The sequence below is a fragment of the Phocaeicola faecium genome, assembly GCF_014837055.1.
GTDB lineage: Bacteria > Bacteroidota > Bacteroidia > Bacteroidales > Bacteroidaceae > Phocaeicola > Phocaeicola gallinarum.
On sequence record NZ_JACSPQ010000001.1, the window covers coordinates 1012812 to 1027545 of the forward strand.

Below are 14734 nucleotides of genomic sequence, written 5' to 3' on the forward strand. Positions count from 1 at the left end.
GGAGAGTAAACCTGTCCGTCAACGGCAAAACGACACACAGTCCGTGTTGTTTATGGTCTGACCATTCAACTGATTTTCAAAAGTTTCTTTACGTCTTTCTGTATTTTTTTATACAGCGGAGAGTTTTTATAATTCGTATTCTTACGAATCACCACATCTACCCCCAAGAGGCTGCGCTGGTAACTGGTCAGTTCGTTTTGAAGCTGCATTTCGTGAAGCGCCAAGCGCTGGATTTGCTCCTCGCGCTCCCGACGCAAAATCGTACAGACGGGCAGCAGCAGGCGCATCACCACATTATCCATAATATGATGTCCCTGAATAAACATATAAGTGTTTTCAGGATAAACGCCAAGCTCTTTCAGTTCTTCTTTCAGACTTTCTATTTCGCCAAGTGCATGGGCATGGCGGTGCTCAAGTTCTTTCAACTTGCGCCTTACACGCTTTTCCATAATCTGAAGGCTGGTTTCGGGATGACGTGTGCTTACTTGCTCCAGTCTTACAAAAGCACAAAAGTCGAGCAGCGAGAACTCTGAAAGATGCTTGTTTCGATAGAACCATACCGACCAGACGAACAAGGGATAGGCTATTTCGGAATACAGTTTCATAAACGCCGGAAAATCAATTATCTGACGGTCGTTAAGAGTAGCCATTACGCACACTTCGTGTAATCCCTCGGCGTAACAATGATAATTTTCGATGGCGTAAGCATAGGTCTGGAGTACGAAAGGACATTCAAGCATGTAGCGTGAAGTCTGCGTCCGTCCCTGCAACAGATAATCGTAATCACTGTCTACACAAGCTATCATATTTTCGCCCAACTGCTTTCCCAAATGGTTCATCAGCACGGTTTTCTTCCCCTTCGCCAGTGTATCCCTCGAGGGCAGCATCACTTCAAAATAACGGGTATCGTCTTCAAATTCAGCCAACAGGGAACGCCAGAAAGAAACATCATCGTAACTTTCCACGTAGGCTACGATTTTCTTCCTTGTACGTTTAGGCTTCAGGCTGTTGGCAGCTCCGATATACAGGGAAGACAGGTTGTCAGTCAATCTTTTTCCCATAGCTGTTGTTTAATGGGTTGTAATGTCGCTCACTTCGGTTACGGCATCAATCCATCCGTTCATGATTACCGCCGGCGAATGAGTGGTCAGAATAATTTGCACGTTGGGGTTAAGGCTGCGTATCAACGAAATCAGCCGTTGCTGCCATTCTACGTGGAGAGAAATTTCAGGCTCATCCATAAATAAGGCAAAAGGCTGGTTATCTTGCACCAACACGGTAAGCAAGATTACGAGCATCTGTTTCTCGCCCGAAGAAAGCTGGTAAGGAGTCAACACGTCGCCGTCTTGCTCAAACTGTATTTCGTTGCTCTTACGGATGATTTTCTTCCCCGTTTCGCTGAACAAATCGTCTATCATATCCTGAAATTCGGTTTTCGGACGAGACACCTGTGCGGCGCGGGCTTGGTCTTCGATCACCCCGCTGGTAAGCAACTCGATGATGCGGTTGCCGATATTCACCTGATAATCCAGATAACGGCGCTGCAACTGGTAAAGCTGCCAGTCGAGTTCGGTTTTTACATTCTGGTTTCCTATCTTTTCCAGCAAACCGGAACTGATAAGCGGGCGGTCGAAACTCCGTATCACGTCGAAATGGATATAAGTAGCGTCTTCGGGCGAGAAAATAAACGACACACCCGGCTGGACGCCATTGGTTAATGCGCCCCCTTCAAGGGCGTTAAGGCTTAAAACCGACTTGTTGAGGATTGTACTTTTGCCGATGCCATTCACTCCGCTCAGGATATTAACATCGGCACGTAAATTCCACGAAATATTTTTTCGTCCCCACAAACCTTTTATCTCAATGCGTTTAATGTAATCAGCCTGTTTCTTCATGACTTTGTATTTTTATTCTGAAAACCAAATATACTGATTTTAACGGATAATCTGCCTTGAGGGGATTTAAATTTTATCAAAAACAAGAAGAAAAATTCTATTCGGACAACCCACCGACGCATCCGCATGTGTTCACTTACATTAGCCGAAAAGTCACCGTGTTCTACCGCAAGCGTTTTTGCCGCTAAAAGCTGTCTCATAAACCGCTGGTAATCAAGGCTGGCTTCATTACAAGAAAAAACCGCCGCCATACGAAAAAAGGGACAAAAATCCGAGAAGCATCGGATAGGTACTTCTCGGATTTTTGTCCCTTTCGGATAAGAGGACGATTAAGAACGAGTATCAGAACGGCAGGTCGTCTTTATCGTCCGTAGCAGAAAAATCGACCGGTGCCGACGGAGCTGCATTAACCGGCGGGAAAGGAGGCGTAACGGGAGGCATTTGTGCCGCATCTGCCGATACACGTTCCACTTTCCATGCACGAATACTGTTAAACCAGCGTCCTTGCCATTCGCGTGCGTCGATGTCGAACGAAACATTCAGTTCCTCTCCTACTTGGATATTGAATTGCTGTATTTTATCTGCGCCAAACACATCGAAACACATACGGCGGGGATATTGGTCGTGGGTTTCGATTACGTATTCCTGCACCTTCCATTCGTTTCCGTTTTTAGAAATTCCGCCTCTCGGTTCGAGAACGGCTATCACTCTTCCTTGTAATTCCATTACTTGTCTTTATTTATATCTGTTAAATATTGATGTTTTGTCTCGGTTGTAAAAAAATCGGTTACGAAATTACACTTTTCCGAAAAAGCAAACTAATTTTTCGGTGTTTTTTTGTGCTGCTTCTGCAATCTTTTCGTAACTTTGGCAGTTAATTGAAAGAAATATTATAATAAACATATCAAAACAAACCTATGAAGTTTATTGTTTCAAGTACCGCTTTATTCAGCCACTTACAGGCTATCAGCCGCGTTATCAACTCAAAAAACTCATTGCCTATACTGGATTGTTTCTTAATGGAAATGCAAGACGGAACATTAACGATGACAGCTTCGGATAATGAAACCACCTTATGTACTTCCATCGAGGCAAACGAATTTTCGGGCGACGGACGCTTTGCCGTTTCATCCAAAACCCTGCTGGAAGCATTGAAAGAAATCCCCGAACAGCCCTTGAGCTTCGATATAAATCCGAGCAGTCTGGAAATTACCATCCAATATCAGAACGGGCAATATAACTTAATGGGACAAAACGCCGATGAATACCCTCAAGCTCAAAACTTGGGAGGAAACACCGTTGAAGTCACCATTGGAGCTGATGTGTTGAACGTGGGTGTAAACCGCACGTTTTTTGCGACAGCCGATGATGAGTTGCGCCCGGTAATGAACGGTATTTATTTCGATATAACTACCGAAGATATCACGATAGTGGCATCAGACGGACACAAGTTGGTGCGCTACAAGACTTATGCGGCACACGGCGATGAAAAGGCTGCCTTCATTCTTCCTAAAAAGCCTGCCAACCTGCTGAAAAACTTATTGCCGAAAGAGCAAGGCGATGTGAAAATCAGCTTCGATGACCGCAATGCTACGTTCGTACTCGAAAATTACTGCATGACATGCCGCCTGATAGAAGGACGTTACCCGAATTACAATTCCGTAATTCCGCAGAACAATCCGCACAAAGCTACTATCGACCGCACCATGTTTATCAGTGCGTTACGGCGTGTATCGGTATTTTCTTCTCAGGCAAGCAGCCTCATCAAGTTAAGTCTCTCAGACAACTTGATGAAAATTTCTGCACAAGATATTGATTTCTCTACTTCGGCAGAAGAAACGACAATCTGCCAATATGACGGGAATCCGATGAGCATCGGCTTCAAATCGTCGTTCCTGATAGACATACTGAACAGCATGTCTTCTACCAATGTAATAATCGAACTGGCAGACCCGTCGCGTGCAGGAGTCATCGTACCCGAAGAGCAGGAAGAGAATGAAGATTTGCTGATGTTGCTCATGCCCATGATGTTAAACGACTAAAATAAGAAATGAAACTGAACTTAAAAAATCCGTTGGTATTCTTCGATTTGGAAACAACGGGAACCAATATAAATACCGACCGCATCGTGGAAATCTGTTACCTGAAGGTTTACCCCAACGCTAACGAAGAGTCTAAGACGATGCGCATCAATCCGGAAATGCACATACCGGAAGCCTCGTCTGCCGTTCACGGAATTTACGATGCGGATGTGGCAGACTGTCCTACCTTCAAGGAAGTGGCAAAGAGCATTGCCAACGACATCGAGGGTGCAGACATCGCCGGATTTAACTCCAACCGTTTCGATGTCCCCGTACTGGTAGAGGAGTTCCTGCGTGCGGGAATCGACATCGACCTGACCAAACGGAAGTTTATCGACGTGCAGGTAATTTATCACAAGCTGGAGCAGCGTACGCTTTCGGCTGCCTATAAGTTTTACTGCGGAAAGAATCTGGAAGACGCGCATACAGCCGAAGCCGACACACGGGCTACTTACGAAGTGTTGAAGGCTCAGCTCGACCGTTATCCCGAGGTTCTGGAAAACGACATTAATTTCCTCTCAGAGTATTCAACATACAGCAAGAACGTAGACTTTGCCGGACGCATCGTGTACGATGATAACGGCGTGGAGGTTTTCAATTTCGGCAAATACAAGGGAATCCCTGTATCCGAAGTATTAAAACGCGACATGGGTTATTACGGATGGATAATGAATGGCGATTTCACCCTGAACACCAAAAACGTACTGACTAAAATCCGTTTACGCGAAAGCAATCTGATGAAATGATGAAAGGAAAGAAAATCGTATTGGGAATAACGGGTAGCATTGCTGCGTACAAGGCTGCCGTACTGACACGAGGCCTGATAAAAAAAGGTGCGGAAGTGCAAATCGTCATAACTCCGGCGGGAAAGGAATTTATTACTCCCATCACGCTTTCGGCACTGACCAGCAAGCCGGTCATCAGCGAGTTTTTTGCGCAGCGCGACGGAACGTGGCACAGCCATGTCGACCTCGGATTGTGGGCCGACGCAATGGTCATTGCCCCGGCTACGGCGTCTACCATCGGCAAGATGGCGCACGGCATAGCCGACAACATGCTGGTAACTACCTACCTCTCGATGAAAGCTCCCGTGTTCATTGCTCCGGCGATGGACTTGGATATGTTTGCCCATCCGTCGACCCAGCATAACTTAGATATTCTCCGTTCGTACGGAAATCATATCATCGAACCGGCTTCGGGCGAACTTGCAAGTCACCTTGTAGGTAAAGGCCGCATGGAAGAACCGGAAAAAATAATAGAGGTGCTGGAAGCGTTTTTTTCGCGCCGGCAAGACCTGCAAGGGAAAAAAGTCATGATTACTGCCGGACCTACATACGAAAAGATAGACCCGGTACGTTTCATCGGCAACTATTCGTCGGGTAAAATGGGATATGCTCTCGCCGAAGCCTGCGCGGAACGCGGAGCGGAAGTAACGCTGGTAAGCGGTCCGGTAAACCGAGAGGTGATTCATCCCAACATCAAACGCATCAACGTGGAAAGTGCTGCCGAGATGTACCAAGCTGCGGTAGAGAATTACGAAGATGCCGATGCCGGTATCTTATGTGCAGCCGTGGCAGACTTTACTCCGGAGGTGACAGCCGAGCAAAAGATTAAACGTGAAAAAGACGACCTGATACTCCGGTTGAAGCCTACGCAAGACATAGCTGCGGCACTGGGTAAACAGAAACGCCCGGAACAACGATTGGTAGGATTCGCATTGGAAACCAACGATGAAGTAAGCCATGCGCAAGACAAACTGAAACGCAAGAACTTTGATTTCATTGTACTGAATTCACTGAACGATAAAGGGGCGGGATTCCGCTGCGATACGAATAAAATAGCCATCATCGACCGTGACGGCATAACAGCTTATCCGTTGAAACCGAAAACGGAAGTGGCTACCGATATAATCGACAAACTGGTAACTTTATTTTAACGCTACGCTATGTTACAGTCTATCTACATACAGAACTATGCGCTTATCGACAAGCTGAATATCGACTTTACGCCCGGCTTTTCCGTTATTACCGGAGAAACAGGGGCGGGAAAGTCTATCATTCTCGGTGCCATCGGCTTGCTGTTAGGGCAACGTGCAGATGTGAAAGCCATAAAAAACGGGGCAACCAAATGTATCGTAGAAGCACGTTTCGTAATTGCATCCTACGGCATGGAGCATTTCTTCATGGAAAACGACATTGAGTTTGACCCGGAAGAATGTATCCTGCGCCGTGAAGTATCAGCCAATGGCAAGAGCCGTGCGTTTATCAACGATACACCGGCATCATTGGCTCAAATGAAAATTTTAGGCGAGAAGCTGATAGACGTACACAGCCAGCATCAGAATCTTCTGTTGAACAAAGAAGGATTCCAACTGAATATATTGGACATTTTGGCGCAAGATGATAACGACTTGTCTGCTTATCAGAAAGTGTATCATGACTACAAACAGATTTGCCGGGGCTTAGAGGAGTTTATCGCTCAGGCAGAGAAGAGCAAGCAAGACGAAGATTATATCCGTTTCCAACTGGAGCAGTTGGAAGAAGCCGGACTGAAGGAAAACGAACAGGCGGAACTGGAAAAGGAATCGGAGACGTTGAGTCATGCCGAAGATATCAAAGCCGGACTGTACAAGGCTGAACAGCTTATCAATGGCGATGAAGGCGGTACGCTGGCGCTGGCTAAGGAATGTGAACAGACACTGCAATCCATCTCCCGCGTGTATGCTCCGGCACAGGAATGGATAGAACGCCTGAACAGTTGTTACATTGAGCTGAAGGATTTGGCACACGAAATTGCCGGAGCGCAGGAGGAAATAGAATTCAACCCGTCGCGCTTGGATTACGTGAACGAACGGCTGAATTTAATTTATTCCCTGCAACAGAAACACCATGTCAAGACTGTAGAAGAGCTTATTGCTTTAGCGGATAAGTATCGGGAACAATTAAACACCATCACTTCGTTCGATGACCGTATTGCCGAGCTGAATAAGGAAAAGGATAAGCTGTATGCGCAGGTAACACAACAAGCGAAACGCTTAACCGAACTCCGTACAGGCTCTGCACGCTACATCGAAACGCAGATGAAATCGCTGCTTGTTCCGCTGGGGATGCCCAATGTACGTTTTGCGGTAGAAATGACGCTGCGCAAAGAGCCTGATGCCAAAGGTATGGACAGTGTTACTTTTCTCTTTTCCGCCAACAAGAACGGCACGCTGCAAAACGTTGCGTCTATTGCTTCGGGTGGAGAAATTGCCCGCGTGATGCTTTCACTGAAAGCGATGATAGCCGGAGCGGTCAAGTTGCCAACCATTATTTTCGACGAAATAGATACGGGGGTTTCCGGCTCGATAGCCGAGAAGATGGCACTTATCATGCAAGACATGGGGAAACAGAACCGGCAGGTTATCAGCATTACCCACTTGCCTCAGATAGCTGCACGCGGAAGTGCACACTACAAAGTATATAAAGAAGATACCGAAACGGGAACAAACAGCTACATCCGCCGACTGAGTGATGACGAACGGGTCTGCGAGATTGCCAACATGCTGAGCGGAACGACCATGACTGAGGCTGCAATGAATAACGCACGCGCTTTGTTGGGATTCCCGAACAACTAATTACAAGCATATTTTAAAGTTATGATAGAAAAGAACGAAATGATATTTGGCGTAAGAGCCGTAATCGAAGCCATACAAGCGGGCAAGGAAATAGACAAAGTTTTGGTGAAGAAAGATATTCAAAGCGACTTGTCGAAGGAGCTTTTCGCCGCACTGAAAGATACGTTTATCCCGGTACAGCGAGTGCCGGTAGAACGCATCAACCGCATTACGAAAAAGAATCATCAGGGGGTGGTGGCTTTTATCTCACCCATCGCTTACCAGCGCACGGAGGATATCGTGCCTTTCCTTTTCGAGCAGGGTAAGAATCCGTTGCTGCTGATGCTCGACGGACTGACGGATGTACGTAACTTCGGAGCCATTGCCCGCACGTGTGAATGTGCCGGAGTAGATGCCATCATTATCCCTTCGAAAAACAGCGTAAGTGTTAATGCCGATGCCATCAAGACTTCAGCAGGGGCTCTGCATACGCTTCCGGTGTGCCGCGAAAGTAATCTGAAGAATACCATCAACTTCTTAAAAGAAAGCGGATTTAAGATTGTTGCCGCTACCGAAAAAGGTGATTACGATTATACGAAGGGCGATTATACCTCGCCTACCTGCATCATCATGGGGGCGGAAGATACGGGAGTGCCTTACGAACACCTCGCCCTGTGCGACGAATGGATTAAGATTCCGCTGTTCGGCAACATCGAATCGCTTAACGTATCCGTGGCAGCAGGCATCCTGATTTACGAAGCCGTGAAGCAGCGCGGATTTGGAAACGAATAACATAAAATCTTAACATAACATGAAAAAGACAATACTTCTATTAGCCTGCGGGATGTTCTTCCAATGTGGTTGGGCGCAGGAACTTCCCAAGTGGGTAAACAAAGCGCGAAAAGCGGTATTCTCGGTAATTACATATAATAAGGAAAACAAAATCCTGAATACGGGAAACGGATTTTACATTGATGAGAACGGTACTGCTGTGTCTGATTATTCACTGTTTAAGGGTGCCGAACGGGCGGTGGTGGTGACTGCCGACGGCAAGGAATTGCCTGTTACGTTCATCTTAGGAGCTAACGACATGTATGATGTGGTAAAGTTCCGCACGGCTACCGACAAGAAGCCTACGGCGCTTCAGCCTGCCGCGCAAGCTGCTGCCGAAAACGCCACGGTTTACCTGCTGCCTTACTCTACCCAGAAGTCTGCCGACGTTCAAAACGGAACGATAGCAAAGATTGACAGCATCAGCAACAATTCTTTCTATTATACGCTGAACATGCACACCACCGACAAAACCGTGAGTTGCCCGATAATGAACATCAACGGTGAGGTAATCGGATTGTTGCAGAAAAATACGGAAAAAGACAGCAAAGAAAGCTATGCCATCGGGATCGGTTATGCCATGTCGCTTTCTATTTCTGCACTGTCGGGCAGCGATTTTACGCTCAACTCCATCGGCATCAAAAAGGCTTTGCCGGACGATGAATCGCAGGCGCTGGTTTATTTGTATATGCAGTCGTCGCAACTTTCACAGAGTGATTATCTTGAATTGTTGAACGACTTCATTGCTCAGTATCCCAACAACATCGAAGGGTATCAGCGCCGGGCTACTTGTTACATGAATTTCGGCGATGACGAACACAATGCTTTGGCGGAAAAAGAGTTGGAAAAAATGCTTGACATTGCCGAAAACAAGGCGGAAGCTCACTACAACATCGCCAAACTGCTTTATAGCTACAACCTTTCCCTGAACGGCAAACAGCCGTACAGCGACTGGACGCTGGAGCGTGCGCTGAACGAAATCAATGAGTCGCTTGCCGCTTCGCCAGAGGGACTTTACTATCAGGTGCAGGGGGATATTTATTTTGCCATGCAGAAGTATGCCGAGGCATCTGCTTCATACGAGGCGGTAAACCGTACGCCACTGGCTTCTGCCGCTTCTTTTTATTCGGCAGCCAAAGCCAAAGAGCTGACGCCGGGGGTAGAAATGAAAGAGGTTATCGCACTGATGGACAGCGCCGTGGTTCGTTTCAACAAACCTTACGGGCAGGATGCCGCACCTTACTTGTACGAACGCGCACGGATGAAAAGTGCAGCAGGCGAATACCGCGATGCCGTGCTTGATTATAACGACTTTTACGACGCCATGTTAGGACAGGTTACTGCCGAGTTTTACATGGTACGCCAACAGACGGAAATGCAATGCCGCATGTATCAGCAGGCACTCGACGACATCACGAAAGCCGTAGAAATGGAACCCAACAACTCGGAATATTGGTTGGAAAAGGGTAGCGTACACTTGCGGACCAACCAAGTGGCAGAAGCCATCAAGTCGTTGCAACAGGCCATTGCGCTCGATGCGAACAATGCTGCCGCCTACCGTATGTTGGGATACAGCCAGATACAGCAAAAGCAAAAGAAAGAGGGGCTTGCCAATTTAAAGAAGGCGCAGGAGTTGGGAGACACTGTTGCCGGAAACCTGATTGAGCGGTACAACAAATAAAACGACACTCTCTTACCCATAGAAAAAGGGGACATTCCTGATGTGATTCTACCACAGGAATGTCCCCTTTTTCTATGGGAAGAAACCTGTAACGCTACCCGAAAAGTTACCTGTTTCTATGGGAAGAACTGACTGACACTTCGAATAGAAATTCATCCTCCTTTTCCTTCCTTCCAATCATACATTCTCCACGAAAAAAACATTAGCAGTAATTTATTTTGCCTATTTTTATTTTGCCTATTTTTGCAATATACAAACACCAAATTTAATCGTTATGAAGAAGACATTGTATTTATTCATGTTGTTGGCTGCCTGCTCAAGTGCAGTGAAAGCACAGTTTTGCAACACCCAAAAAGGCACATTGCTATATTACGAAACGCGGGATACGGAAAAAGAAACCGTACAAACAGACACATCTTGCATTGTTGACGTTTATAAAAGCGGCGATACATTAATTGTAAAACAAGAAAACTGGGGAAAGCGGGCGGAGTTTGGAGACGCTGCCGAACAAATAACATTCCGATGCGACAACGACAAAACGACCCGCATGACGCTGATGAGTGCTGATTATCTGAAAGAAATGATGTACCGCTATTACCTTGACGGGTATCACCAAGCCAATCCTGAAGAAACCGACGAGGAGAAAATGAAAAAAGGATTTGACGAGTTTATGGAACAGTTGCACTGCGATGGAGAAGTCTATATTCCGCTGAAAACCGATGCCAAAGCCGGTGACAAATTGCCTGAATCTAAATTCCTTTACAAACTGAAACCGATAAAAATGACTGCTTCCGTCAGCAACGGTACGGTTATCGGATTTGAAACCCTGACTACCGAAGCAGGTACGTTCAACTGTCTGAAGGTGTCCTATCAAGCCAAATACAAGATCATGTTTATCTCTGAAACCACTTATATGACCGAATGGTATGCCGAAAATGTCGGTTTGGTAAAGAGTGAAGAGAGAACCAAACGCGGTAAAGTTATGGCAACAAGTACGCTTGTACGCATTGAGAAACCGTCTATCTGACACTGACAAACACATTAAAATATCCTGACATTTACCGCCCAAATGTCAGGATAAAAAAACAACCGATAAAACTTTTTATCTGTTCTTTCTTCGTTATCCCAATCTTTTCTTCTATCTTTGTCGCAATCAAAGTAAAACAAAGGGGTGCCCGACAAAACAGGCTGAGATTATACCCTGCGAACCTGATGCGGTTAGTACCGACGAAGGGATTGTTGCTTGCTGATATTTTTTCTGCTTATTCCCATCCGGGTTCCTCTTTGTATTACTTACCTTTTTAAATACGTTATTATATGAAAATACTGGTAAATAACAAAGAGACAGAGCTTACGGGTGGAAACACCATAGCCCATTTAGCCCGCCAATTAGAACTTCCCGCTCAGGGAGTTGCCATTGCCCTGCATAACCGCATGGTACCACGTACGGAATGGGAAAACACTCCGCTGAAAGAAAACGACAGTCTGGTAATCATCAAAGCTGCCTGCGGAGGGTAAATCAGAGCTATGGAACTTCAGTTCATCACTCATTTCACGGAGAAATATTCGTATTACGACTCGGCGCGCATGGCAATCGAAGGGGGATGCCGATGGATTCAGTTGCGCATGAAAGATGCTTCACCCGAAGAGGTAGAGCAGGAGGCGTTGCGCGTTCAGGCATTATGCCGGACGTATCATGCCACATTCATCATCGACGACCACGTAGAACTTGTAAAAAAATTACACGCCGACGGGGTGCATTTGGGCAAGCATGACATGCCTGTCGCCGAAGCACGCCGGCTGTTGGGCAACGGTTTCATCATCGGAGGAACGGCAAACACGTTCGACGACGTGAAGATGCACTACGAGGCGGGAGCCGACTACATCGGGTGCGGACCGTTCCGATTCACCACCACCAAAAAGAACCTCAGTCCGATTCTCGGTCTAGAGGGGTATCGCCGTATCGTATCGCAAATGAAAGAAGCCGGAATTAATCTGCCGATAGTAGCCATCGGAGGAATCACCCGCGAAGACATCCCTGCCATCCTGCAAACCGGAGTAACAGGTGTTGCACTGAGCGGAACCATCCTGCGGGCAGACAATCCTACGGAAGAAACACGGCGAATTTTAGCTATCAAATAATAAAAAAATTGTAACAAGATAACAATGGAAAAATTAATCATTGCCGGAAAAGAGTTTAACTCACGCCTGTTTTTGGGCACCGGAAAATTCAATTCAAACCAACTGATGGAAGAGGCGATTCTTGCCTCAGGCACGGAAATGGTAACCGTAGCCATGAAACGTATCGAACTGAACGATAAAGAAGACGACATGCTGAAACACATCGTTCACCCGCATATCCAATTACTGCCCAACACGTCGGGCGTACGCACGGCAGAAGAAGCCGTATTCGCAGCACAAATGGCTCGCGAGGCTTTTGGCACGAACTGGCTGAAACTGGAAATCCATCCCGACCCGCGTTACCTCCTGCCCGATTCAGTTGAAACGCTAAAAGCCACGGAAGAACTGGTTAAATTAGGATTCGTGGTACTTCCCTACTGTCAGGCAGACCCCACGCTCTGCAAACGTCTGGAAGAAGCCGGAGCAGCCACGGTTATGCCGCTCGCTGCCCCCATCGGTACAAACAAGGGATTACAGACGCGCGACTTCCTGCGTATCATTATCGAGCAGAGTAACGTGCCGGTAGTAGTGGATGCGGGAATTGGTGCACCGAGCCACGCAGCCGAAGCGATGGAAATGGGCGCGGCGGCATGTCTGGTAAACACTGCCATCGCCGTTGCCGGAAATCCGGTGGAAATGGCTACCGCATTTAAAGAAGCCGTTATCGCCGGACGACGTGCCTACGAAGCCGGACTGGGTACGCAGGCTACCAACTTGGTGGCTTCCGCTTCCTCTCCCCTTACAGCATTTCTTAATTAAAAAACAAACCGATTATGGAAAAAGACAATAAAGCATACGCACATGCCGAAAAAGCCTATATGCAAGGCACACTGTTCCCGTTCGTTAAGGTGGGAATGCAGAAAGTAAACCTTACGCCCAGCGTCAGCATCGTAGACGGTAAAAAGGTAATGACCCCGAACGAGCCTGTTTACGTTTACGACACCAGCGGTCCGTTCAGCGACCCGAACATTGAAATCGACTTGAAAAAGGGGCTTCCCCGTATGCGTGAATCGTGGATAACCTCACGCGGCGACGTAGAGCAGCTTCCGTCTATCACTTCGGAATACGGCAAGATGCGCCGCGATGATGCCTCGCTCGATCATTTGCGTTTCGAACATATCGCCCTGCCCTATCGTGCCAAAGCCGGAAAATGCTGTACGCAGATGTATTATGCCAAGCAGGGCATCATTACGCCCGAAATGGAATATGTAGCCATCCGCGAGAACATGAACTGCAAGGAATTGGGCATTGATACCTATATCACTCCGGAATTCGTGCGCGAAGAAATCGCTGCCGGACGTGCCGTACTGCCTGCCAATATCAACCACCCGGAAAGTGAACCGATGATTATCGGACGCAAGTTCCTCGTAAAAATCAATACCAATATCGGTAACTCTGCCACCACATCGAGCATCGATGAGGAAGTAGACAAGGCTGTATGGAGCTGCAAGTGGGGAGGCGATACGCTGATGGACCTCTCAACGGGCGACAACATTCACGAAACGCGCGAATGGATTGTACGCAACTGCCCCGTGCCGGTAGGAACTGTACCTATTTACCAAGCACTTGAAAAAGTGAACGGCAAAGTGGAGGACCTGACGTGGGAAATCTATAAAGATACGCTGATTGAACAGTGCGAACAGGGTGTGGATTACTTTACCATCCATGCCGGAATCCGTCGCCACAACGTTCATCTCGCCGACAAACGCCTGTGTGGTATCGTAAGCCGCGGAGGTAGTATCATGAGCAAGTGGTGTCTTGTCCACGACCGCGAATCTTTCCTCTACGAACATTTCGATGACATCTGCGACATCCTTGCCCAATACGACGTGGCAATCTCTTTGGGAGACGGATTGCGCCCCGGCTGTATTGCCGATGCCAACGACGAAGCCCAATTCGCCGAACTCGACACAATGGGCGAACTCGTAGTACGTGCATGGGAAAAGAATGTGCAAGCCTTCATCGAAGGTCCGGGACACGTGCCCTTGCACAAGATACAAGAAAACATGCAGCGCCAGATAGAACACTGTCATAACGCACCGTTCTATACGCTCGGCCCGCTGGTGACAGACATAGCTCCGGGTTACGACCACATTACTTCTGCCATCGGTGCAGCCCAAATAGGATGGTTGGGAACAGCCATGCTCTGTTACGTTACTCCCAAAGAGCATTTGGGACTGCCGAACCGCGAAGACGTGCGTACGGGAGTCATCACCTATAAGATTGCTGCCCATGCTGCCGACCTCGCAAAAGGTCATCCGGGAGCGCAGATACGAGACAATGCCCTGAGCAAAGCACGCTATGAATTTCGCTGGCGCGACCAGTTCCACTTGAGCCTCGACCCCGACCGTGCATTGGAATACTTCAACGAAGGTCGACATACCGACGGAGAATACTGCACGATGTGCGGACCTAACTTCTGTGCAATGAAACTAAGTAGAGATCTCTCTAAAATTAATAATTAAACAAT

The 14734-nt window shown here is 47.3% G+C and carries 14 protein-coding genes and 1 riboswitch; of the genes, 11 read left to right on the top strand and 3 right to left on the bottom strand.

The window, feature by feature from the left end; all coding sequences use genetic code 11:
• Nucleotides 1–65: 65 nt before the first annotated feature.
• From H9626_RS04365 to H9626_RS04375, 3 genes are all read right to left on the bottom strand, one after another.
• Nucleotides 66–1061, bottom strand: coding sequence for a DUF4435 domain-containing protein (locus H9626_RS04365; protein WP_178257155.1), 996 nt, complete (start codon nt 1059–1061; stop codon nt 66–68).
• Between the two features lie 9 nt (nt 1062–1070).
• Entirely contained in the window at nt 1071–1895 is an 825-nt protein-coding gene (locus H9626_RS04370; protein WP_178257154.1) for an AAA family ATPase, read from the bottom strand.
• A 342-nt stretch (nt 1896–2237) separates the two neighbouring features.
• Nucleotides 2238–2621, bottom strand: a complete 384-nt coding sequence (locus H9626_RS04375) for a DUF3127 domain-containing protein (protein ID WP_178257153.1) — start codon at nt 2619–2621, stop codon at nt 2238–2240.
• Between the two features lie 191 nt (nt 2622–2812).
• Between H9626_RS04375 and dnaN the strand changes: the two genes are divergently transcribed.
• The 11 genes from dnaN to thiC all read left to right on the top strand — a co-directional run bounded on the left by dnaN (nt 2813) and on the right by thiC (nt 14729).
• Nucleotides 2813–3937 carry a DNA polymerase III subunit beta gene (dnaN, locus tag H9626_RS04380; RefSeq protein WP_178257152.1) on the top strand — a complete coding sequence of 375 codons (1125 nt, stop codon included), beginning with the start codon at nt 2813–2815 and terminating at the stop codon, nt 3935–3937.
• Nucleotides 3938–3945: 8 nt separating this feature from the next.
• Entirely contained in the window at nt 3946–4722 is a 777-nt protein-coding gene (locus tag H9626_RS04385) for an exonuclease domain-containing protein (protein WP_191709680.1), read from the top strand.
• Nucleotides 4722–5912: a bifunctional phosphopantothenoylcysteine decarboxylase/phosphopantothenate--cysteine ligase CoaBC gene (coaBC, locus tag H9626_RS04390; RefSeq protein ID WP_191709866.1), complete on the top strand. Its 1191-nt coding sequence runs from the start codon at nt 4722–4724 to the stop codon at nt 5910–5912. Before H9626_RS04385 ends, coaBC begins: the two co-directional genes overlap by 1 nt.
• 9 nt (nt 5913–5921) lie before the next feature.
• Nucleotides 5922–7592, top strand: a complete 1671-nt coding sequence (recN, locus tag H9626_RS04395) for a DNA repair protein RecN (RefSeq protein WP_178257150.1) — start codon at nt 5922–5924, stop codon at nt 7590–7592.
• A 21-nt stretch (nt 7593–7613) separates the two neighbouring features.
• The gene (gene rlmB, locus H9626_RS04400) at nt 7614–8363 is read left to right on the top strand and encodes a 23S rRNA (guanosine(2251)-2'-O)-methyltransferase RlmB (protein ID WP_178257149.1); all 750 of its coding nucleotides are present in this window, start codon (nt 7614–7616) and stop codon (nt 8361–8363) included.
• Nucleotides 8364–8382: 19 nt separating this feature from the next.
• On the top strand, nt 8383–10083 hold the full coding sequence (locus H9626_RS04405; RefSeq protein ID WP_191709681.1) for a tetratricopeptide repeat protein: 1701 nt from the start codon (nt 8383–8385) through the stop codon (nt 10081–10083).
• A 274-nt stretch (nt 10084–10357) separates the two neighbouring features.
• Nucleotides 10358–11110 carry a TapB family protein gene (locus H9626_RS04410; RefSeq protein WP_191709682.1) on the top strand — a complete coding sequence of 251 codons (753 nt, stop codon included), beginning with the start codon at nt 10358–10360 and terminating at the stop codon, nt 11108–11110.
• A gap of 130 nt (nt 11111–11240) precedes the next feature.
• A riboswitch (TPP riboswitch) is annotated at nt 11241–11336 on the top strand.
• A 64-nt stretch (nt 11337–11400) separates the two neighbouring features.
• On the top strand, nt 11401–11601 hold the full coding sequence (thiS, locus tag H9626_RS04415) for a sulfur carrier protein ThiS (protein ID WP_178257146.1): 201 nt from the start codon (nt 11401–11403) through the stop codon (nt 11599–11601).
• Nucleotides 11602–11610: 9 nt separating this feature from the next.
• Nucleotides 11611–12225: a thiamine phosphate synthase gene (locus tag H9626_RS04420; RefSeq protein WP_191709683.1), complete on the top strand. Its 615-nt coding sequence runs from the start codon at nt 11611–11613 to the stop codon at nt 12223–12225.
• A 24-nt stretch (nt 12226–12249) separates the two neighbouring features.
• Nucleotides 12250–13023 (top strand): thiazole synthase, encoded by a 774-nt coding sequence (locus tag H9626_RS04425; protein WP_191709684.1) that lies wholly within the window; start codon nt 12250–12252, stop codon nt 13021–13023.
• A 14-nt stretch (nt 13024–13037) separates the two neighbouring features.
• A complete protein-coding gene (gene thiC, locus H9626_RS04430; RefSeq protein WP_191709685.1) occupies nt 13038–14729 on the top strand; it encodes a phosphomethylpyrimidine synthase ThiC in 1692 nt (563 codons plus the stop codon).
• The last annotated feature ends 5 nt before the right edge of the window (nt 14730–14734 follow it).

Excerpts from the sequence above, each read along its gene's own strand:
- H9626_RS04365 (WP_178257155.1), bottom strand. The coding sequence starts at position 1,061 with ATGGGAAAAAGATTGACTGACAACCTGTCTTCCCTGTATATCGGAGCT.
- H9626_RS04370 (WP_178257154.1), bottom strand. The coding sequence starts at position 1,895 with ATGAAGAAACAGGCTGATTACATTAAACGCATTGAGATAAAAGGTTTG.
- H9626_RS04375 (WP_178257153.1), bottom strand. The coding sequence starts at position 2,621 with ATGGAATTACAAGGAAGAGTGATAGCCGTTCTCGAACCGAGAGGCGGA.
- dnaN (WP_178257152.1), top strand. The coding sequence starts at position 2,813 with ATGAAGTTTATTGTTTCAAGTACCGCTTTATTCAGCCACTTACAGGCT.
- H9626_RS04385 (WP_191709680.1), top strand. The coding sequence starts at position 3,946 with ATGAAACTGAACTTAAAAAATCCGTTGGTATTCTTCGATTTGGAAACA.
- coaBC (WP_191709866.1), top strand. The coding sequence starts at position 4,722 with ATGAAAGGAAAGAAAATCGTATTGGGAATAACGGGTAGCATTGCTGCG.
- recN (WP_178257150.1), top strand. The coding sequence starts at position 5,922 with ATGTTACAGTCTATCTACATACAGAACTATGCGCTTATCGACAAGCTG.
- rlmB (WP_178257149.1), top strand. The coding sequence starts at position 7,614 with ATGATAGAAAAGAACGAAATGATATTTGGCGTAAGAGCCGTAATCGAA.
- H9626_RS04405 (WP_191709681.1), top strand. The coding sequence starts at position 8,383 with ATGAAAAAGACAATACTTCTATTAGCCTGCGGGATGTTCTTCCAATGT.
- H9626_RS04410 (WP_191709682.1), top strand. The coding sequence starts at position 10,358 with ATGAAGAAGACATTGTATTTATTCATGTTGTTGGCTGCCTGCTCAAGT.
- thiS (WP_178257146.1), top strand. The coding sequence starts at position 11,401 with ATGAAAATACTGGTAAATAACAAAGAGACAGAGCTTACGGGTGGAAAC.
- H9626_RS04420 (WP_191709683.1), top strand. The coding sequence starts at position 11,611 with ATGGAACTTCAGTTCATCACTCATTTCACGGAGAAATATTCGTATTAC.
- H9626_RS04425 (WP_191709684.1), top strand. The coding sequence starts at position 12,250 with ATGGAAAAATTAATCATTGCCGGAAAAGAGTTTAACTCACGCCTGTTT.
- thiC (WP_191709685.1), top strand. The coding sequence starts at position 13,038 with ATGGAAAAAGACAATAAAGCATACGCACATGCCGAAAAAGCCTATATG.